Genomic DNA, 21,191 nt, shown 5'->3' with positions numbered 1-21,191 from the left:
AATAAGGCAACCAACTACTAATAAAACAGCCGGAACCACGAGCGTATTCCGATAAATTCTAGTGCTATATTCACTCGTAAAAGTCACTGGTGAATATAAAAAGAATGTATAAACAAACGTTAGAATCCACCGATTTTTAGTAATGGTCGTAAAGCGATTGCTGCTATCGAACTAGCGAATATATTGAACAGACCCAAAAGAAATCCATACGACAGGTGTAGCTTATTAGCCCAAACCATGAAAAACGAATAAGATACTCCCTTAGATAAGGTTTTTGTTGAATATTCACCTAGCCAATTTCCCTTTAATAATTCTTCACTGTAATGAATAAATAATTGATCATCATAACCAGCAAATAAATTGATAAAATAGGGGGATTTTATGCTCAACATTAGGCGAAACATCGTTAACACGATCAAAATAATTAACCAGAATAAATTACTTGGTCGTATCACTTTTTTTAAAGCAAAAGTCGTATCACTTTTTAGTTTTTGCATCAAAAATCCCTTTCTAATCTTTTTACATCAAGCTCTTCAATTCTACATCTGGATACTTATCTGCAAACCAACGCATTGCAAATTGGTTTTCAAAAAGGAACAATGGTTGTGTAAACGTTGTTATATCAATCTTTTATCGACGTTAAGCTTAACATCAGTAAGATTTTTTATCAACCAAAAATTGCTAGGAACCAACGCAAAGTACGATAATTTTTCTGTGAAATTATGAATTAAATTTTGACATAACATTGATTCATTTGGTAAGAAGCTTCTATTATATATTTGTTTTAATATTACAGATAAATTCAAAATAGATTTATCAATTTTAGAATTCCCAAATTCATCATATGATACAATTTAGTTAAACCTCAAGGAGGAATATACATGTTGATTGTTCCCACTAAAAAATCTCTTCCATAAAAAATTGACATGGAGTTAATACCAAAATTACTCCCTTATTCAAATTTCATATTGACTTGAAAATTAATTGGTTGTATGTCTAACTTCTTCAGATTCTCTTCTGAAAAAGGATTATTTATGGTTCTAATCTCAATATTTTCATTTTCAAGGCATACAAAATAAACCCAATAATTTTCTTTATAATACTTTCCTGCTAAAAATTCATTGATTGACAAATTGAAAGATAGGTTATTAGTAACAGTTGATTTCACCTCAATATATCTTTCAGAACCATTTTCATTAAAACTCTTTATGTCAAAACCTGCAGAATAATTTTTCTCAGATACTTTCTCAATTTTTGAAACATCATAATTTCTATCCAGTTTTAACAATCTTTGTTTTTCAAACTCAATAACTTTTTCTTCTGCAATATCTCCATTTATAATATTCTTTCTTTGCTCTTTTTCAAAATCTTTAGTTTTTCCTCTAGTATTAGGATTAAATTTAAATACTCTTTCTTCTGCATCTACTAAATGTGACTCAACATGGATAATTTCTTTTCCCATGTATTTATCCGTAGATATTATTGCAAGCCCTTCATTGGTTTTAAATACTTCCCCCTGTTTTCCATTTTTTTTTGGACTATCAAACATATAGTAAAGTACTCTTGCATACTTATGATTTGACCAATTCTTTGTAATGGAATTCGAATTCTTTTCATCTAATAATAAGTGTACTCCTTTAAAATAATCTTTTTGATTTTTACCCAATGCAGAATATCCTAGACATTCCAGAAAGAAATTTACATGATGTACTGAATATATAGGCAAAAAGTATGCAGAATTATAAATTGATGCCAATTTGTACTTTAAGGTTTTAGGAAGAGGATTTTCTATTATTCTTGATTCGTCACAATCTAAAGAGGAATCTAAAATATCAAACATATTATCTCTAAAATTCTGAGCAGCTTTTTCTATAGTGTTTCCAAATTTAGGATTAGGATATATTTTCCCATCCTTTTTGAATACTCCATAATTCGAACTTCTTACATCAATTGAACCAATGACTTTAGTTTCTTCTTTTAATCTATGATACAGTCCCTTATCTTTATTACCATAAACCATTTGTTCTGCCGTCAAATTTTTTAAAACATTTGCATTATAATCATTTTGAAATGCTTCAACTGAATTTGTATAAGCACGTTTGTACTCATTATTATACTTATCTTCATTAATGAACTTCAGAATGTATTCCTCGAAATTTTCTAATTTCATATTTACTCTCCTACATTTACTAATTTGATTTTCCCCGCATATCGTCCTTTCAAGGAATGTAAAGCCAATAAATTATTACCTTTTATAATCAGATTATCCTCATCATTAAAAGAATCAATCCCATGTTCTCCATCAGAATCATATTTTTTTACATTCACAAATGCTTTTGGTGCCAAAAGGGTATCAATCTCATCTCTTGCAATAATCTCATTATAAAAAATTTCTTCTTTTCCAGCATCCTCTTTAGCCATGCCACCTTCAAGAACACAGTCTTTGTAGGGGAAATCTAATACTACATCTGTATTATATTGTAAGTATTTTCCTTCACTTGATAAGCCAATTGTATTTGAATATTTTGTGTAACTGTCTGCCCAATAATCTTTGTATCTTAATAGGTCAATAAATTCCTGTACTTTGAAAATGACCACATCTCCAGCTTGAACACTATATACTTCTTTGATTTTTTTGTTTCTAAGTAGTGATGAAATCAGTATTGCGTCATATCTTTTTAGGTCTTCAATAACGATTGTACGTTGTAATTCTTCACCATCCCAATATTTAGGAAAATCATTCAGGACTTCTTTAATTTGTTTCATTAATTTTGTTTCCATTAAAAATTGTCAAACTCCTTGGCAAATTATTTTATCTTCTCCATTTTACCAGTTTTAAACTTCACTATCATATTAAATGTTGTAACATTAAATATTCTCACGATTTTTTATTTCTTTCACTGTATTTCTAGAAATTCCTAGTTCACTTGCAATTCTCAGCATTGGCTCCTTCCTATACAATCGCTTAATTACTTCATTAAAAATTAAAAGGTCCTTTTTATTATTTGTATTGCTGCGATATCTTGGCAAAGTCCCTTTGTATTTTCCTTCGGCTTTCGCCCTCAAGATTCCTTCTCTTTGTCTTCGCAACATATCTTTCCTTTCTTGTTCCGCTGTGTATCGCTTGACCACATTCATCATATCCCATATAAATTTAAGTCCTCCATTATCTGGAACTTCCTTATATCCCAGCATTTCCATCAAATCCAAGGGAACTATTGTAGCGCCCTTTATGGTTATCTCAGCACTTATTTTTTCTTGGTCCTTTTGATTGCGAGCCAATCTATCTAATGAAACTATGTAAATAAAATCGCCTTCCCTAACATAATTTAATAATTTATTTAATCCTTCACGGTTCTCCATTGATTTACCAGAAATTCCATCATCAGAAAACCATTTGTCTATGTCATATTTTTCTAAAACTTGTTTTTGATTCTCAATATTCAATTCCTTTGTAGACACGCGCATATATGCCACATTACTCATTTATTATCATCTCCCTCTTTTCATTTAAATTTGACCATCTTGCTTGACCACTGTTAAAAATTCCATAAATCCATTAATAACAAACTCTTCTTCAAACTTCAGTTTGTTAATGTAGCTCCCCCTCTAACTGACCATTTCATATCTTGAAAAAGAGTGACAACCGCCACTCTAATCCAATACATGTCACTCCTCCAGATTTCTATTATATGAACTACTTTAAGCTAAGCTCTAGAACGTTCGTTTGCTTCAATTTTTCTAACAGTTTCTCTAAAAATCTTTTTTCATAGAAATTGTATGTATTGAAATCACTGATAGAAAAGCTATACAAGGTGTCAAAACTAAAATTTTCTTTTTTCGAATTGTGGTGCACATCTAAATAAATATCTATTTTTTGTTCCTTTGTATGCAACTTCATTGAAAAATCTATTAAGTTTAATTTCCAATCTGCTTTATTTTCTATTCCTGCAAGATACCCTCTTAAAATCCACTCCACTTTCATTCTTGATTTTTCTAACATTAAATTTATTTCTCTTCTGTCATTTTCTACCTTCATTTCCTTCAACTCTGCAAGTATAATATCCATCTTTTCTTCTAATCTCATTTTTTTAATCCTCTCCTCTCAATTCATCTTCTAACAATTCATTTATTACATAACAAATTTCCTCTTCATACCAGTTTAAAAAATCTTCTTTCCCTTGAAAAAATTCTTCTAAACATAACGGAAAATCATATGTATAATTCTTCTCTATTTTCTCTTGTTTTACATAAATATTTAAGTGATGAAAATATTCACCAACATTTTTATTCGAATAACTTAATTTAAATCCTTTTAATTCTGAATTTTTCAAGTGTTCTACAAAATATTCTACTGCTTCGGCAATATCACTGTCCTTTTGATTCAAACTCTCTATAATTTCTTTTACTTCCTCTTTGGTTAATTTATTTTCTATGTATACTATTATCTTCACTCTCCAATTTCTTAAAATTTCTATTTATTGTTCTTATTGAAACACCTAATTCTCTGGCTACTTCTTTTTGTGTTAGTTTTCCCTTTTCCCACAAACCGTATGCTTTCAATAATTGTTGCTTTGTTATCTTTCTTGGTCTACCAATAACTTTTACTGTATGTTCCATCCCCTTGATAATTTCTTGATTTTTAGATACCCTCTTAAATTCCGCCATTACTTGCATACCTACATCAAATTCATCAAATCCAATTTTTTTTAAACTATCTTCATTCATTGCCTCAGCCTCCTAACCTTTTGTCCATAAATTTTTTTATCATTAATTGAACAAAAGGTTCATTTTATCTATGGACAAAAAGTTGTTTTTAAAAATTCAAATGATGAGATTGAGGATGAGATTTTGTAAATAAGGATAAAAATTTCTACTTTTCATCATCATTTTTCTTTGTATTTTTATTTTCATCTACATACATTCTTGTTCATAGAGAGTTGAATCTATAGGACATAAAGTTCCTACATTCCATCCATCTCACATACAACCTTTTGTCCTAATTTTATCCCTCCTCCAATATTTTTTTGAAAATTTCTACTGTAAATCTGTTTACTTTTATTTCCAACATTTTTGGTACTAAAAAATCACTTTTTTCTAAGCTTTCTACCAATTTTTTTATAGTCTTCTTTTCTTTTTCTGTTATCTTCATCCTTACTACCTCCTAATTTAATGCATCTTACTTTTATAATAAATTACTTTCAATCTAAAATTTTTTTCAACAATTTTGTCTACCGTATATTTTTTTTGACCCATTTCACACTTTTCAAATTCGTTCCTTTTATTAAATCTAAACAGTCAACTATTTCATGCAAAAAAAAATCACTTAATCAGCTGGCTAAAAAGCTGATTAAGTGATTCACATGATGCTTATTAAACTTAATTTATATAAAACCCTATGATTGCTAGTACTGCAATATGAATTGGATAAAAGAAATAGAAGAAATTTCGCATTCCCTTTCCTTTTTCCCCATTATATAAAATTATTGGAATTGAAGCAAAAATCATCATCCATTGATAATTAGTAGTAAATGCTGCATCTAATCCATTGGCAAACAAACTAATTCCTCCAATAACAATAAGTGAAATAATTTGCCCAACCTTGTGTCCATGAAAAAGATAAAACAGAACTGCTAACACTACAAAGAGGAAACCACCTTCCACTATTGCTAGATTAGGAATAAGCAATACATATAACTTAAAAAATGTTAAATGAGATTGGATATTTCCTGACATTAAAATAATTATTCCGATAGTCGTAAGTATAGGGGTTAAAAAGAATAGCAGTCCTTTACCAATTACCTTAATCTGTTTATTTTTAAATCCTATTTTAAAATACTCACAAGCTTGCATGTATACTGTTCCTAGAAAAAGTGTAGAAAAAATATTATTCACAATAGCCTGATTTTCCGCTGCAAAATATTTATTAAGTATAGTAGTTAATATGCCCATACCCCAAAATCCTATCAGCAATCTCATCATATATTTTTTTCTATTACTTGTATGAACAAATCCTTCTGAACTCTCAAAAAGAAATATTGGTGCTGTAACCCGCCCTATCCAATGAAACCAGGTTGGAGCAACCATAATAAACTCTCCCACATGGTCAAATACCATTGTTATTACTCCAATAATTTTTATTTGAAAACCTGTCAATCCTTTTTTCATAATACGTCTCCAGTCAGTTCACATTTTGTCAAAATAATTAATGCTATAAAGCAAAAACTCCATCCCAGTTACATGTTAACTTTATCCTTATACAAAACAATGGTCAATTTTTATGCTTGATTATTCTTTAATCATGTGAAAAATTTATATTTCACAAAAGACAAGTTTACATACTGCCAGTCAGATTTATTTACTATAACTCACATTGTATTATGACATCTTAGATATTGTTTCCATTATTAGCAGCACAAATCATTTCTTAAAACTCATATATTTGAGAAAAGATAACATAACATTCAATCCAAACGAACACAATATTAAAATATACCATACTGAATTTGGATATTTCTCAGTGAATCCCATTCCAATCAAAATGCCTATTATTAATATAAAATGTGCCCACTTATATAATCCACTTTCAAAAAATTTCCTATACAATATCTTCATCTCCAATTTGTGCTATTTCAATTTATAACACCCTATTCCTTAAAAGGATACTACAAATTGCATAAAAAAAATATCCCTTTTCTTTTTAATATTTTAGAAACAACGTGCCGCCATAAAACAGCATCCCCCTTTACAGTAGTAAATGTTCTTGAGCGTTCTTTTCCCAAAATATTTAAGGTTTTTCTCACTACCGGAATTTTCCGACATTTTTCCGGTAAATTACCGGAACTTTATTTTGAAGCCTCAACAAAGCCCTATTTTGATCCAAGCAACTTCTATTTTTAGGAACAAAGAAAAAGCATATTATTTCAATGCTTCTAACTCTGCTATAAATTTATTTGTCTCTTCTTCAGTAAACTTGACTCGCTTGGCTGGTTCTCCCGTTTTCTTTTTTTCTGGAATTTCTTTTCTGTCAATTTTGGCAAGTTGTATTTTTAAAACCTCTTCGATATCTTCACTATATTCAATTAGTACTGTTTCAAAATCTTTTCGTGATTTTTTAAATGAATAAAATTTTTTGTCTATAACACTAATTCCTGATACTTTATAACAACTTTTTCTGAAAAAGTAACCAGGAATGGCGTCAACATCTGTATAAATTTTAATTTTTTTGGTCCATCCTTTTCCTTTTAACCACCAAAACGCGTAATTTATTGCTTCAAATGCTGCTAGTATTTCAGTTGTTTCTTTGTTTCTTAAATATGTAAATTCTCTATTCTTAGATACTGAATAGCCCCTCACTCTGTTATCTTCAACTGCTTTCACTATGTATTGAATCCTATCCTCTGTGTTTAAAACTGCCTTAACGTATACTTTCATTGACTATCCCCTTTTTTTGGCTTTAAATTTTTCCTATTAATCGTGTTCCATATGTATTAATCCTCACTGCTAATAATTTTCTGTAAAACTGAGACTATGTATTCATTGTAATCTCTTTGGCTTGCTGCATTTAACTCATAATTGTTTTCTTTCATTAATTCTATTACTGATTTAATAATCTTCATATCTTTCTTATTCATGTATTCCTCCTCACTTATTTTCTAGTTGTTTTTGTTACTAAGTTAACTATAACATCTGATTCTTTTTAAATCTTGAAATTATTATCAGCTTTTCAACATTTTTGTACTTCATATTAATTCCGCCTGTTTTATAGCATTTATTGTACATTTTTAGCTAAATAAAAATTTTCATCTGGATCAATTTTACTTAAATACTCCTCTAAAAATTTATGTACTTATTCTAAAGCATGAAATATTTGAAATGGAATATAGCTTGTTTTTTGTTTTCATAAAAATAGACACTCCTTTTATTGGAGTGTCTACATTATTTAATTAAGCTTGTCTTTTAGATAGTTTTCATAGTATTCGCCAATTTCTTTATTGATTGGATGAGTAATAGAATAATTATTTTGCTCAACTTTATCTAAAATGTTTTCTATAAGCAATTGGTTCTCTTTGGATAGCTCTATTTCATTCAGCTCTGTATCATACTCATTGTACTTGAAATTATGCGCATCAACTTTTGATTTAGCAAAATAAAATAATTCTACAACCAATGTTTCCTCTTTTGCATCATCAAAATCAATGTGGATTCCCATTCCACCAAAGCTTTCATCTACACAAAATAAATCTTTGATAGAAGTTTCTTCATAGCCTTTTATTGATTGCTCAATAAAGTTGAATAATTCAGTATCATTAAATTCATTGATGGATGAATCAAATGAATCTAAGCTGGTAGAAGAACTATTGTTTCCAACACTTACATAAATTGCCAACTCATTTTCTGTAATGGAAACACTGAAGTTCAAGTCACACTTAGTCAGTAAAACTTTAGAAATGTTCTTATTTGGTAGCTGTTTCTCTAATTCACCAATCTTATCTTTATACAATAAGATTTGTTCACTATCTGGTGCATTTTTATTTTTTGATAAAATTTTTAATACGTCAAATAATCCCATATTCTCCTGCCTTCTTTTATTTATACTGGTTTGTTGGTATTCCATTTGCTGACTTGATAACTGAAATATTCTTACTTACTTCTTTACCATTTTCTGTCCAGATGATTCTATCACTATAAAATCCTACTGTCCCTTTGCCAACAATCTCACTTTCTGAAGTGTATTCTTCTCTAATCCCTCGATTATTGATAATAACAAGCTTTCCTTTTTCTAAAAGTAAGTTTGATTGATTAATTGCAGCTGCAAATTCTTCTACTCTAAATGCCATAATACTCTTCCCTTCTATTGTACTACTTTATCCTTCTATAAATTAGTGTCATACCCTAACAGCAAGACATAATACACATTGTATGTTCCATTTCCATTATCTTCTATAAATGTACCTATTGAACCTTGGTTGTATTTACGTGTACTTCCATCTGTTAGCATAATATTATTGTGTGCAGATGAATTTTTCCAACTTTGAATTGCGTATGTTGCTCCATTTGCTTTAATCCAAGCAATATCTACATCATAAACTTTTGCAATACATTCTCCCACAATATCCCTACTTACTAACATAGCATTTGGAATACTTGGGTGTGGTCTTTGTACAATATACCCAATTTCTTCTGATAAAGTATTCCCAAAATTACCATTTTTATCTTCTCCATCTATAGAATCATATCCTGAAGGTCGGTAATGGTCATATACTTGTGCTATTTCTCTTGCACGTAGATTTGCTCCTGCTTGAAGTGTTGCTTGATTACTTACCTGAGTTTTTCCATAACTTGCTCTATGTTGGTTCCATTGTGTTAGTGCAGATTGGTTTACTTGGTTTTGAATTGCATTTAAATCCTCAGTAGGTTTTACCTGCAAATTATTGATAGCTTGATTTAACACTGTTGTGGCTTGGTCTACCTGCGCTTGGGTCGCATTAGCATTATTATAAGTGTTCTTTGAATTTGTTAGGACAGTTTGTAAGTTGTTCCAACTTGTATCTGTATAGTTCCCTTTACTGATTGCAGTAGCTTTGTTTATGGCTTGTTGTAATGCTGTCTTGTTTACAACAACTGCTGGTTTATCTTTCAAATTAGCAATAGAAGTATTCAATTTAGATAAAGCCCCATCCACTTCTAATTGTGTTGCATTAGCTTTCCCATAAATAGTTTTTGCATTAGTTAAAGCTGATTGGAATGCTGACCAAGAGGCATCTGTTTTATTACCCTTAATGATTTTATTTGCTTCATCAATTTTTATCTTCAATGTTTTGATATATACAAGTTTGGATTTTAATGTCTTTAAATTGGCTAATGCAGCATCCACATCTTTTTGAGTCACATCTGCTTTATCGATGTAATAGACCTTGATTGAACTAGTTGATTGGTTAAAATTGACCTGAGAATCTCTAGTGTAATCAGCTAAAACAGTATTTTTGACTAAGTCATTGTAATAGGCAATTAAAGCTGTTTTATCAACCTTAACAGCATCTTTTAGATAATTAAAGGTGATAGTTGTATCTCTATTTACTGTTATTGTTTGTGTTTTGCTTCCCTCTACTTTATAACCTGAAAACGTTCTTGCTGTTGCTGTATATTGCTTCCCTTTTTCTACTGTTGCTGTATCAATAGTAGCTGTTAATAACTTGCCGCCTTTTTCCTTATATTGTATAGATACTTTGAATTTTTGAATAGGTACTGCATTCTTCGTATAATTAAAGGTAATTGTTTTGTTTCCATTGACTGTTACTGTTTGTGTAGCATTGCCTTTCAATGTGTATCCTGAAAATGTTTCTGCTTTTGCTGTAAATGACTTGCCTTTTTCAATGCTTGTAGTTGTTTTCTTCAATTCTTTTCCATCTGAACCCTTGTGGACTGTTGTAATAGTAAATTTTTGTACTAATGGTGGTTTAACTGCATTTTTGTTGTAAGTAAAAGTAACTGTTTTATTTCCATCTGCTTTTACTTTTTGGCTACTTGAACCTTTAAGGGTATATCCGCTGAAATTTTTACTTTTTGCAGTATAGTTATTATCACGTTTTACTTTTACCACTTGTTTATTTAATATCTTATTATCATTTCCTTTATGAACTATTGTAATATTCAACTGTTGGTTTGGGTTCATTCCGTACCAACCAATATTTTCATTCTTCCATCCTACTTTAAGTAAGTGTTTTCGTTCATTTGTATCTTTTGTATAATGATGACTTCCTACACCAGCTGCAGGATTGTATAGACGGTATAATGCTTGTCCTTTATAAGTATCAGACTTCCAACCTACTCCTTCGTTTTTCCATCCCAGTTTGATTAAATGGTTTCTTTCACCTGGATTCATTGTATAATGATGTTCACCACTATTTGGATTATATACTCGATATACATCTGTTCCAATATCCGGTGCAGTCCATGCAATTCCTTCATAATTCCAATCTTTTAGTTTTACTAACATGTTTTTTTCATTTGCATTTGCTGTGTAAAGATGTTCATGATTTACCTTGTTGTATAAACGGTGCATATTCTTTGCAGCATCTGCTTCATCTACAAATGCAAAAGTAGTAGCACATAACATTCCTAAACCTAATCCAGCCAATATTTTTTTCTTCTTCAAATAAACAAACTCCTTTCGTTGATCACACGTCCTTTGTATTTAAGCCAACATAAACAAGTATTTTAATAACCATAAACTACAATTATCAAATGATTGGAAAAGTTAGGTTTTTTTAGCAAAAAAAGAAACTTACTTTATTGGAAATTCAATAATAGCAAGCTTCTTAGATATGTATATTTTTTTATGTATGTACTCCAAAAATCATTTGATATTTGATGATTTGGTTCATTAAAATAACTTATGATTTAATAATACCATTTTTTTGTTTTTCTTCAATATGTTCTTCCTAAATTATCTTCTTCTGCTGATTTTAGCTTGCTTTAGTATGCTATAACAAGAACTTTCTGAAATTGAACAACGTGCAGCTATCTCTTTAACTGTCAATGAATTCAGTTGGTATAGGCGGATTACTTGATTAATCTTAGATTTATTTAGTTTAGGCGGTCTTCCTAATCGAACTCCTCGTTTTCTTGCATTTTCAACACCAACTCGTACCCTATCTTTTATAGAATTTAACTCCCAATTGCTCATAATGCTTAACATTTGAATCATCATTTTCCCTGTAGCATAATTTGAATCTAATCCTTCTGAAAGAGATATAATGTTGATATTTTTTTCTTCCAAATCCTCTAATACATTTAAAATAAGTCTCGGGCTTCTTGCCAAACGGTCTAATCTATAACAAACTAAGCTTACTTGATAATTCTTAGATAACATTTTAGCTTTTTTGATAGCTTTATGGAATTCTACTCTATCATCTTTTCCACCACTTGCTTTTTCAAAATATATTTTTTCACAACCTTTTTCTTTTAATAATTTTACTTGCTCCATCAATGAATCATTTTGCGTATCATCTGTTTTTGATACCCTAGCATAACCTATCTTATATTCTTTTAATTTCTCCATAAACTTCATCTCCTAATTAAAAAATTTTGTAATCTACTTATTTTAATTCTTTCAGATAAAAATTTATTTCATCATTCGAACTAAAAAAAGATACTCCTACTCTAAATATAGGAATATCTCTGGCATAAGTATTCTATTTTAAAATCAAAAAATATAAAGTGCATGAGTTTGAAACTATTGAACACTCTATAAATCCTATAACAGCAATGTTTATAGATAGAATAATACATAATAACAGTAATTGAAGATATAAAAAATAGGCTTATCTTATAAGAAAGATATCCTATCAATTTTTATTTTCAACCTCTTGCACTTTTTTACCATAATATTAAAAATTCGGCGTTCGGGTATTGATGTTGTATTATGTTTATGATTACTGAATATCGTTGATACTATAACGTTTATAGAGATAACACCTAAGACCTTTCTTCTCTTTATTCTGTCTAATTGTTTCAGTTAGGTTTATTATCTTCAATTAGTATTAGTAGTATGGAATAGGAAGTAAGAATAATATATATGGAATAAGTAATATAGGACTGGATATAGTAATAAATAGTATGTGTATATAGAGGAAGTTGCATCTGCCCTTGCTTTTATTCTATAGCATATAGCATGATTTGTCAAGTATTTTTAGTTATTTTATAGAAACGAAAAACAAGGCTCAACCGTGCGGTTATTTCATTCAAGCCAATTAAAAGTAAAGTATACTTTTTATTTTAAATTTTTAAAAAGTCAAAATTTTTGAGTTGCTCATTAGTTAAGCGGAATTTTTTATTTTCTAATTCTTGTTTTCTCTCATCTGTTATGGATATCCGTTCTTTTCGCTTCAAAAGAACTCTTCTATTATAGAGAAAATCATACCTTGAAACCAAATTAGCAGCTTCATTCTTAGAATCTGCAATATATTCAAATGAAATCCCAATTTTTTTCCTTCGTCTAATTTTATTAATAGTTCTGACTACTTTGAAAAATTCTCTATTTACAAGATTATCTTCACATCTATATTTTTTATTGTTCCAATTATTTAAAATTTCAACTGCTTCTTTATTTCCAACAGAAATAAGAATATGGTCAGCAGAAGTAAGAATAATGTTTTCTTTTCCCAAATTATTTTTTTCACCTTTTCTGTTAAAAGTGTCCATAAATATTTTGTCTAAAGACCAATCTATTGCGTGGAAATATACCTTCAATTCTTCGTTTTTATCAGATAAGGAATAATTTTTAAAATAGGAAGTCTTGCTTCTTCCTGTTTTTGACACTCTTTTGCTTTTACCTTTGTAAAAGAATGTTTTGTGATAAAGTTCCAGTTCGTTATTTCCTAAAAAATTTATATAGTTATGTACATAATATTTCATTCTTCATCCTCCTTTCAATTTGTTATCTTAATACTATTGCATAGTTTCCTGTCAAAAAAATGTATATTTTGAATACTAATCTAACTGTATTTAGAATAATTAGAACAGTTTTTCGTAGAAGCTAAATGTAATACAGATAAAATTCACTTGTAATTTTAAAACAAAGTTTGAAAGGTAACTTAAGTAGTCTTTAATGTCTGACTCATAAATAATGTAGAATAGTTTTAAAAGGGGATGAGAAGCTCTCTAAGAGTTTTTCTAGTTGTTTTGGTATAAATGTACCCTAAATTTGAAAATGCTCTGAAAGGCTCATACAGGACTTTTTAGATAACGATAATTTTCAGAACAAATATCTTCATACCAATCATTCATTAACAATGAAGATAACAATATGATTGGTTTGCTGTTAGCAGGATAAAAAAGCTTTATTATGAGTCAAAAAATACATCGATGATTTAATGTTTTACAGCTTTTCCCCACAAGCATTTACACTTTTTTTACAGCGATTGAGGATATGGCGATTTCTTTAAATTTTTTCATCTTCTTTTTTTATCTGTCTTTTTAATGCTTTTTGTCCTACATTTATACGCTTGCATAGTTCAACATCAATAACCAAATTTGGATTTTTCTCTAGCTCAATCAAGTACTTTTCATAAGCTTTTTCTTCTGTGTTTTTATCCCAGACATTTTTTCCAAACTTAATATCATAGTATTTCTTGTACTTAAAAAAAGTTCTTCTTTTTGTACTACAAGCTCCTTCACTTTTTAAAAAATCATCTACCTTCAATTTAGAATCATAGTGTTTCATTTGATAATAATTGCTCATGACTATTCGAGCCATATCATTTGAAAATTGATGTGTTCTTTTTTGTTGCTTCAAAACAGCGGTTTGATAGTTCCTGACCCTAGTTGTATGAGATTTATTTGATGCTCTGTGATATGTTAAGTACATCATAACTATTCTATTTTTTTGAACAATTTCATGTTTGCGGATATCCAACTTCTTTTCTAGCAACTTTATATCCATGACTTCGTTAAAATTTGAGCTGCTGGAACACAAGATGCTATATTCTTTGAATGAATCAATAAACGCCTTATATATAGCTAATGTTAAAAAATGCATTCTAAAAAGCAAATAATCATCCATGTATTTTTTGTCAGTTTTTTTTAGATTAGAATTATGTTCCCTCACTTCAAGTTCATATTCTTCTAGTTCTTCTATCACATCATCAATATCTCCAATATCTTCATTTTCTAAATTGTTTCTAAAAGTTTTTTCTACTTCATGAAACCCCTCTTGCTTAAAATCAAAATAAATAAAGCTAAACAAGTAAAAATAGTAGTTTCTCCAATACATCTTTTTATAGAATTTTTGAATATCTTCAATCCCTGCTATCAAAATATTTGGGCAATCTTTATCATAACTATTAGTCAATATAGCCAAATCATGAAAAACCCTGCAAAACATTTTTTTAGAAGAAATTCTCTCATTGGATAAATTCTCTAACAATTCATTCAAAGTAGCATACTCCACATCAGAAATATTCATACCATCCTCCAAACAACTTTTTTCTTACTATAAATAATAACATCAATTATTGCTTAAAAGAATATAAAAAGAAGACTGCTCTATTGAACAGCCTTTAAAAATAGAAAATTCGCTGACATACTTTCACTAAATTATCTTTTCACATTATAAAGAAGTCATAGATTCATTAATGTACTTGTCTGTAATGATTTTTCCAAAAAATCTTCACTTTTTAATGATTTTAAATATTCTTGCGTCGTAGAAATTTCACTATGTCCCATATTTAAAGAAAGTGTGAAAATGTCCAGTCCATTTTTTAACTGCATAGAAGCATACGTATGCCTCAGCAAATGAGGGTTCATATTTCTTGTTCCAGCCATTTTGGTTATTTCTCTTAACATTTGCCAAATAGCCTTTTCATTTAATCTGCGTTGCTTGTAGCTGACAATAAAGGCATCTTTATCTTTACCATAGTATCTTTTCTTTTTTATTCTTTGGTACCTTATGATTTCTTTTTTCATTATTGGGCTTAACACTACTGCCCTATCCTTATTATTCTTTGAGTTTCTAATAACTAGTTGATTAGTTAAAATATCTGATTCATTTAAAGTAACTACTTCTGATACTCTCAAGCCGCCGTCCAACATTAACATTATTATGACTAAATTTCTTTGTGCCAATAATGGATATTTGTGTTTCTTTGCTGCAACTAAAATTTTCTTAATCTCATCATCAGTTAAAGGGTGGATTAATTTTTGTTGGGTTTTTAGCTGTTTTATAAGGCATGGATTTTCACCAATGTATTCTTCTTCCAACATGTAATCATACATTTTCTTTAATCTACTAACAGTAATATTGATAGTTGTAGCTTGATAATTTTTGGCTTGAAGGTCAAGTATTAATTCTTTAACATGTGCCTTTTTTAGCCCTAATGGTTTAATACCTTTGCCAATAAAGAAGTCAGCCATGTTTCCCAATTTACACTTATAGTTCTTAACAGTTACTTTAGAAAAATTTTTAATAGTAATATCCAAGCAAAATTCTTCTATAATTTCTTCCCATTCCATAAAAAAATAACCTTCCTTCTATCTATTTTTGATAAAAGAAAGATTATTCTCAACGCAAACTTCTCTTGCTATTCTGTGAAAAGTTCCATTAATTTGACATAAAGTGTCTTCTAGAAACCAACGCAAAGTAAAACTGCATATTCTAAAACATAGTGAAAAACACTCTGAAAACGTTGGTATAAAGCCATTATTACATCAAACTCTTCAATTCAACATCCGGATATTTATCCGCAAACCAGCGCATCGCAAATTGATTTTCGAATAAGAATAGTGGTTGATCGAAACGATCTTTCGCCAAAATATTGCGGCTTGAGCTCATTCGTTCGTCTAATTGTTCTGGATCAATCCAACGAGCGATTTTGTTACCCATCGGTGTCATAACTACTTCCGCATTGTATTCATTTAGCATACGGTGTTGGAACACTTCAAACTGTAACTGCCCCACGGCGCCGATAATATACTCGTCTGTTAAATAGGTTTTATACAGCTGGATCGCACCTTCTTGAACCAATTGATAAATTCCCTTGTGGAAGGATTTTTGTTTCATCACATTTTTAGCAGTAACCTTCATAAATAATTCAGGCGTAAAAGATGGCAGCTCTTCGTAAGCGACTTTCAGTTTTCCTTCGTATAAAGTATCCCCGATTTGATAGTTTCCTGTATCATAGACTCCAATAATATCGCCGGCAACAGCTTCCTCGACATTTTCACGAGCATCCGCCATAAATTGGGTAACGTTACTTAATTTCATTTTTTTACCGGTGCGACCAAGGGTTACATCCATCCCACGTTCAAAAGTACCCGAGCATACCCGAACAAAAGCAATCCGATCACGATGATTTGGATTCATGTTAGCTTGAATTTTGAAAACAAATCCAGAGAACTCTTCTTCATAAGGAGAGACTGCCTCTCCTTCTTCTGTTTTATGAGCATGCGGTTTCGGTGCAAGATCAACGAATGTTTCCAAAAATGTTTCAACACCAAAATTGGTTAATGCAGAACCAAAGAAGACAGGGGTTTGATCTCCTCGTTGAATTTTCTCAAGATTAAATTGATCTCCAGCTTCTCGAACTAATTCCACTTCACCGATCACATCTTCATAAATTGATTTCTCTTTCAAGGGATGTTCCCCAGTGATTTCACCATCCGTCAACTTTACAAATTGTTCTCCTTCATATTGTTCAGGGCGATAAAATTCAATTCGTTCGTTATAGATATCGTAAATTCCTTCTAAGCCCTTTCCCATACCTATCGGCCAATTCATAGGATAAGACTCTATATCTAATAACTCCTCCAGCTCTTCTAATAAATCTAATGGTTCGCGGCCATCGCGGTCCAGCTTATTAATAAAAGTAAAAATCGGAATTCCTCGACGCTTAACAACTTGGAAAAGCTTTTTCGTTTGTGCCTCGATCCCTTTTGCGCTATCAATAACCATTACGGCACTGTCGACTGCCATTAATGTACGGTAGGTATCCTCAGAGAAGTCTTCATGCCCTGGTGTATCTAAAATGTTTACTCGTTTTCCCTCAAAATCAAACTGCATCACAGAACTCGTCACTGAGATTCCCCGTTGCTTTTCAATATCCATCCAGTCAGATTTCGCAAAATTTCCAGTTTTTTTCCCTTTAACTGTTCCCGCCTGGCGAATCGCTCCGCCGAATAATAATAGTTGTTCAGTGATGGTCGTCTTACCAGCATCCGGATGGGAAATAATCGCGAAGGTACGACGGCTGTCCACTTGTTGTTTTAAATTAGGATTATTCATTCTATTGCTCCATTCATCTCTTTCAAATTTCAACCCAATCAGTATAGCATGGATTTTACTCTATTGGAAAGTTGAATCGCTCATTCTTAAATGTTGCCTAACGCATACATTATCAGGCATTTTTAAAAATCTAGGAAAAAGCAGTTTTGAAAAAAACAGGTCTTAATCTCCGAATAAGAGATTAAGACCTGTTTAGTTATCATTTATCTAACGACGAGGCTCGTCATCCTCAAAATCCTTAGTAAATAGGCGACGTTCTTCTTCTGGTTCAGCATTCTCATGTTCTTCCGGATGGAAAATTGCACGCAAGGTCAAAACACGAGATCCTTCCATTTCTTCTGAGATCAAAGTCAAATCGTCAACATCAAATGAAAGCTTTTCCCCTTGATCAGGAATTGTTCCCAAAGCTGTGATCAGATATCCTGCCATCGTATCGACATCACTCATATGCAAGTTCAAGCCAAACTCTTCGTTGAACTCGTCAATCAGCATCTTCCCATTGATCAAGTATTCGTTGTCCGCGACTTTTTCATAAAGCTTCTCAACTTCATCAGATTCATCATCAATTTCTCCAACGATTTCCTCAAGCAAATCTTCTAATGTGACTAATCCTACCATACCACCATACTCGTCAAGTAGAATCGACATTTGATTTTGGGTTTTCTTCAACTCATATAATAAATCATCAATGAAAATGGTTTCTGGTACAAATAGCGGTTCTTGTAAAATCTTTTGTAAATTGACATTTTCAAAACCGAATTGGCGGGCTGCCTTCAATAAGGTTTTAGTGTGTAAAATCCCTACAACTTTATCCTTATCATCATCATATACTGGAATTCGTGAATAGCTTTCATTCAAAATCTCATCAATGCTTTCCAATACCGGATCATTGATATCTATCATGAAGGAATCTGTTCGAGGAACCATCACTTCGCGAGCGACCTTTGTGTCTAATGAAAAGACACCTTGCAGCATCTCGATCTCGTCGTTGTCCAGCACACCTTCATTTTCTAACATATAACGCATCTCGTCACGGGTCATTCTAGTGTCTTCATCATCAAACTTCATCGGCGTAATCTTTGCCAATAAGTTTGTTGAAGCCGTTAACAACCAAACGAAAGGTTTTGTGATTACTCCTAATTTGCGAACCACGCCAGAGGTAAATTGTGCGACTTCCTCGGTCTTGGTCATAGCAATTCGTTTGGGATATAATTCTCCAAATACAATTGATACATAGGTCAATAATATCATAACGATCGCCGCAGAAGCTGTCCGCGCAATCGCACTTCCGCCTAATAAAGGCGTCAAACGAGCAGACAAGCTATCAGCCAAGGAGGCCCCTGACAAGATGTTGACTAAAGTAATCCCAACTTGGATCGTTGATAAGAAATTATTCGGACTTTCAATAACCTCTAATAATCTTTTTGATTTTGGGTTTCCTTCATCCGCCTTTTGTTCTACTCGGTTTTTATTGACCGATACCACCGAAATTTCAGCTGCAGCTAAAAATCCGTTGATTAACGTCAAAATTACTAATAAACCTAGTTGTAAAATTAACGACTGACTATCGGGGTCAGCATTCATAATTGCATTCGCTCCTTATTTTTAAGTGTAAAAAAAGTGGCACAAAGGCCACGATAAAATCGTATCACATCGCTTCTTTTTATGCAATCTTTTCCGAATAAAGAGCGATTTGCTAACTTAAAAATTCTTGCTCTCGTTCTTCTTGTTTGCTTTGTTTAACTATTTTAACCACAAAAACAACTAATGTGCGTAAAATAGCATAAACAGGAACACCTAAAAAGACACCTAATATGCCAGAAAGATTTCCGGCTACTAACAAAATCAAAATAATCGTTAGTGGATGAATATTCAACGATTTTCCAATTACATTCGGATAGATTACATTCCCATCAATCTGCTGCACAATAATTACAACCACTATACAGAGTAAGGCTCTTGTTGGCGAATCAAAAAATGTGTAGATCAATGCGGGGGCCAATCCTAAATACGGTCCCAAATAAGGAATCAAATTCGTCAATCCTGCGATTACTCCAAATAAGAACGCATAGTCCACGCCAATCAGCAGATAACCTAGAAACGTAAATGTTCCCACAAATAAACACTCGATTGCTTGTCCGCTAATATAATCAGACAAGGTTTTATTTAACTGCTGCAAGAGTCCTTTGATATTTTCTCTTTGCTTTTCTGGGAAAAGACGTTCAATATTGGGAACTAATTTTTCGCCGTCCTTCAACATATAAAATAAAATGAAGGGAACCGTGACGAGTAATAAGACTATCGTTGTAATCTTGCCTATCACTGAACCTAACCCGTTTGTCACGCCCGTTAACGACTGCTGGATTATGCTTCCTGCTGAGACATCTAGATTGCTAATGTACTTGTCAACGTCTAATTCTTTAAATAGCGGAAAACGTGTCGCATTATTAGCCAATTCTTGCAACCAAGTTTGCATATTACTGATAAATCCTGGAATATTCCTAGCTAAGGAAACTAGCTGCTCAACTAGATTAGGGATGATACTCATAAAAATCAGCACGATCATTCCAATCAGTAAAATAAAGATTAATGCAATTGCCGCTAAGCGCTTGACACCCATTTTCATTAGTAAGTTCACTAAAGGATTCAATAAGTAATACAAAAAGCCTGCAATTAAAATCGGCGCGAACAATGTAGTAAAAAATGTGCCTATCGGCTGAAAAACAAAATCAATTTTTGAAGAAACCAAAATCAATGTGGCAATAATCAATAGTTCAACCGACCAGAACATTAATTTTGAATTTTTAATTTTCTCAAACATTCATCTACTCCTTTTTTTAGATTTAGTTTATAGTATACATCATGTGAAAGAAAATCCCCTTGAGGAAGGTGTCATTATGAAAATTTTAATCACTAAGGATACAATGAGCGAAATCTATCTCGATGCCGTTCGTATCCGCCAAAAAGTCTTTGTACAAGAGCAAGGTGTTCCTGCTAATTTAGAAATCGATGGAAATGAAGCCTATTCTGTTCATTTCGTACTTTATACCGACGATAAGAAGCCTGCAGCAACTGTGCGATTATTACCTCTGAATGACCATACATTCAAATTACAACGGATGGCCGTGTTAAAAGAATACCGTAGAAAAAATCTAGGTTCTGAAATCATTAAAGAAGCTGAAGCATTTGCCAAACAACAGCATTATAAAACAATCGAATTAGGCGCACAATTATCAGCGGAAAAATTTTACAAAAAACTAGGATACATTACTTACGGTGAAATATTTGAAGACGCTGGAATTGATCATGTGCATATGAAGAAAGGGTTGTAAACATCTTAAAACTAAAAATTTTTTTCTACTTCCATGCATTCATAAAAAGCTGGCAAAAAAGACTGTACCATTTCTGG

The 21,191-nt window shown here is 31.4% G+C and carries 22 protein-coding genes; 1 reads left to right on the top strand and 21 read right to left on the bottom strand.

Annotation, left to right across the window (positions count from 1 at the left end; genetic code table 11):
* Nucleotides 1–119: 119 nt before the first annotated feature.
* The 21 genes from IGI52_RS00930 to IGI52_RS00830 form a co-directional block, all read right to left on the bottom strand.
* Complete coding sequence (locus IGI52_RS00930) at nt 120–497, bottom strand: hypothetical protein (protein ID WP_438780153.1); 378 nt, start codon at nt 495–497, stop codon at nt 120–122.
* A gap of 455 nt (nt 498–952) precedes the next feature.
* Nucleotides 953–2,170, bottom strand: coding sequence for a DUF3883 domain-containing protein (locus IGI52_RS00925; RefSeq protein WP_438780152.1), 1,218 nt, complete (start codon nt 2,168–2,170; stop codon nt 953–955).
* Between the two features lie 2 nt (nt 2,171–2,172).
* Nucleotides 2,173–2,781 (bottom strand): site-specific DNA-methyltransferase, encoded by a 609-nt coding sequence (locus IGI52_RS00920; RefSeq protein ID WP_438780151.1) that lies wholly within the window; start codon nt 2,779–2,781, stop codon nt 2,173–2,175.
* An 87-nt stretch (nt 2,782–2,868) separates the two neighbouring features.
* Entirely contained in the window at nt 2,869–3,486 is a 618-nt protein-coding gene (locus IGI52_RS00915; RefSeq protein WP_438780150.1) for a recombinase family protein, read from the bottom strand.
* Between the two features lie 211 nt (nt 3,487–3,697).
* Nucleotides 3,698–4,087: a hypothetical protein gene (locus IGI52_RS00910; protein ID WP_438780149.1), complete on the bottom strand. Its 390-nt coding sequence runs from the start codon at nt 4,085–4,087 to the stop codon at nt 3,698–3,700.
* Between the two features lie 4 nt (nt 4,088–4,091).
* Nucleotides 4,092–4,454 carry a hypothetical protein gene (locus tag IGI52_RS00905; RefSeq protein ID WP_438780148.1) on the bottom strand — a complete coding sequence of 121 codons (363 nt, stop codon included), beginning with the start codon at nt 4,452–4,454 and terminating at the stop codon, nt 4,092–4,094.
* The gene (locus tag IGI52_RS00900; protein ID WP_438780147.1) at nt 4,426–4,728 is read right to left on the bottom strand and encodes a winged helix-turn-helix transcriptional regulator; all 303 of its coding nucleotides are present in this window, start codon (nt 4,726–4,728) and stop codon (nt 4,426–4,428) included. Before IGI52_RS00900 ends, IGI52_RS00905 begins: the two co-directional genes overlap by 29 nt.
* Nucleotides 4,729–5,005: 277 nt before the next feature.
* Nucleotides 5,006–5,152 carry a hypothetical protein gene (locus IGI52_RS00895; RefSeq protein ID WP_438780146.1) on the bottom strand — a complete coding sequence of 49 codons (147 nt, stop codon included), beginning with the start codon at nt 5,150–5,152 and terminating at the stop codon, nt 5,006–5,008.
* A 227-nt stretch (nt 5,153–5,379) separates the two neighbouring features.
* On the bottom strand, nt 5,380–6,168 hold the full coding sequence (locus tag IGI52_RS00890; RefSeq protein ID WP_438780145.1) for a TraX family protein: 789 nt from the start codon (nt 6,166–6,168) through the stop codon (nt 5,380–5,382).
* A 750-nt stretch (nt 6,169–6,918) separates the two neighbouring features.
* Nucleotides 6,919–7,434, bottom strand: a complete 516-nt coding sequence (locus tag IGI52_RS00885; protein ID WP_438780144.1) for a hypothetical protein — start codon at nt 7,432–7,434, stop codon at nt 6,919–6,921.
* A 56-nt stretch (nt 7,435–7,490) separates the two neighbouring features.
* Nucleotides 7,491–7,634: a hypothetical protein gene (locus IGI52_RS00880; RefSeq protein ID WP_438780143.1), complete on the bottom strand. Its 144-nt coding sequence runs from the start codon at nt 7,632–7,634 to the stop codon at nt 7,491–7,493.
* Between the two features lie 308 nt (nt 7,635–7,942).
* Nucleotides 7,943–8,572 (bottom strand): hypothetical protein, encoded by a 630-nt coding sequence (locus tag IGI52_RS00875; protein ID WP_438780142.1) that lies wholly within the window; start codon nt 8,570–8,572, stop codon nt 7,943–7,945.
* Between the two features lie 16 nt (nt 8,573–8,588).
* Complete coding sequence (locus IGI52_RS00870; RefSeq protein ID WP_438780141.1) at nt 8,589–8,840, bottom strand: hypothetical protein; 252 nt, start codon at nt 8,838–8,840, stop codon at nt 8,589–8,591.
* Nucleotides 8,841–8,875: 35 nt separating this feature from the next.
* Nucleotides 8,876–11,158 carry a MucBP domain-containing protein gene (locus IGI52_RS00865; protein WP_438780140.1) on the bottom strand — a complete coding sequence of 761 codons (2,283 nt, stop codon included), beginning with the start codon at nt 11,156–11,158 and terminating at the stop codon, nt 8,876–8,878.
* Nucleotides 11,159–11,449: 291 nt separating this feature from the next.
* Complete coding sequence (locus IGI52_RS00860; RefSeq protein ID WP_438780139.1) at nt 11,450–12,064, bottom strand: recombinase family protein; 615 nt, start codon at nt 12,062–12,064, stop codon at nt 11,450–11,452.
* A gap of 716 nt (nt 12,065–12,780) precedes the next feature.
* A complete protein-coding gene (locus tag IGI52_RS00855; protein ID WP_438780138.1) occupies nt 12,781–13,419 on the bottom strand; it encodes a hypothetical protein in 639 nt (212 codons plus the stop codon).
* 526 nt (nt 13,420–13,945) lie between these two features.
* Nucleotides 13,946–14,968 carry a hypothetical protein gene (locus IGI52_RS00850; RefSeq protein WP_438780137.1) on the bottom strand — a complete coding sequence of 341 codons (1,023 nt, stop codon included), beginning with the start codon at nt 14,966–14,968 and terminating at the stop codon, nt 13,946–13,948.
* 155 nt (nt 14,969–15,123) lie between these two features.
* On the bottom strand, nt 15,124–16,014 hold the full coding sequence (locus IGI52_RS00845) for a tyrosine-type recombinase/integrase (RefSeq protein ID WP_438780136.1): 891 nt from the start codon (nt 16,012–16,014) through the stop codon (nt 15,124–15,126).
* A 190-nt stretch (nt 16,015–16,204) separates the two neighbouring features.
* Entirely contained in the window at nt 16,205–17,782 is a 1,578-nt protein-coding gene (locus IGI52_RS00840; protein ID WP_438780135.1) for a peptide chain release factor 3, read from the bottom strand.
* Between the two features lie 207 nt (nt 17,783–17,989).
* A complete protein-coding gene (locus tag IGI52_RS00835; protein ID WP_127978766.1) occupies nt 17,990–19,366 on the bottom strand; it encodes a hemolysin family protein in 1,377 nt (458 codons plus the stop codon).
* 112 nt (nt 19,367–19,478) lie between these two features.
* Nucleotides 19,479–20,603 carry an AI-2E family transporter gene (locus IGI52_RS00830; RefSeq protein WP_016180627.1) on the bottom strand — a complete coding sequence of 375 codons (1,125 nt, stop codon included), beginning with the start codon at nt 20,601–20,603 and terminating at the stop codon, nt 19,479–19,481.
* Between the two features lie 76 nt (nt 20,604–20,679).
* Between IGI52_RS00830 and IGI52_RS00825 the strand changes: the two genes are divergently transcribed.
* Nucleotides 20,680–21,114 carry a GNAT family N-acetyltransferase gene (locus tag IGI52_RS00825; protein WP_438780134.1) on the top strand — a complete coding sequence of 145 codons (435 nt, stop codon included), beginning with the start codon at nt 20,680–20,682 and terminating at the stop codon, nt 21,112–21,114.
* Nucleotides 21,115–21,191: the final 77 nt, after the last annotated feature.

The organism is Enterococcus sp. DIV0187, from assembly GCF_051713785.1.
Lineage (GTDB): Bacteria > Bacillota > Bacilli > Lactobacillales > Enterococcaceae > Enterococcus_A > Enterococcus_A avium.
The sequence above is the reverse complement of the archived record's forward strand: the minus strand, read 5'-3'. Positions and strand labels throughout refer to the sequence as shown.